Source organism: Chromohalobacter sp. HP20-39 (genome assembly GCF_033052815.1).
GTDB lineage: Bacteria > Pseudomonadota > Gammaproteobacteria > Pseudomonadales > Halomonadaceae > Chromohalobacter.
In genome coordinates, this window is sequence record NZ_JAWHTP010000305.1 from 1 (window position 1) to 354 (window position 354).

The 354-nt window shown below is 64.7% G+C and carries 1 protein-coding gene; it reads right to left on the reverse strand.

Features of this window, described 5'->3' with window-relative positions:
- On the reverse strand, positions 1 to 354 hold a 354-nt coding region (locus RVY79_RS18105), incomplete at both ends, for a lyase family protein (protein ID WP_317465913.1).

Consider the following 354-nt stretch of genomic DNA (forward strand, 5'->3'; position numbering starts at 1 on the left):
CGGTCTTGCCGCGCGCGAGTTCCGGCACGTCGGGGTTCTTCTTCTGCGGCATGATCGAGCTGCCGGTGCAGAAACGGTCCGCAATGTCGATAAATCCGACGCGCGGGCTCATCCACAGCACGAGCTCTTCAGAGAAGCGCGAGATATGCGTCATGATGAGAGCGGCCGCGGCGCAGAATTCGATGGCGAAGTCGCGGTCGGACACGGCATCCAGCGAGTTGCGGCACACGCCGTCAAAGCCCAGTTGCTGCGCGACGAATTCGCGGTCGATCGGGTAGCTCGTGCCGGCCAGTGCGGCGGCGCCCAGCGGCAGGCGGTTTACACGCTTGCGGCAATCGAGCATGCGCTCGGTGT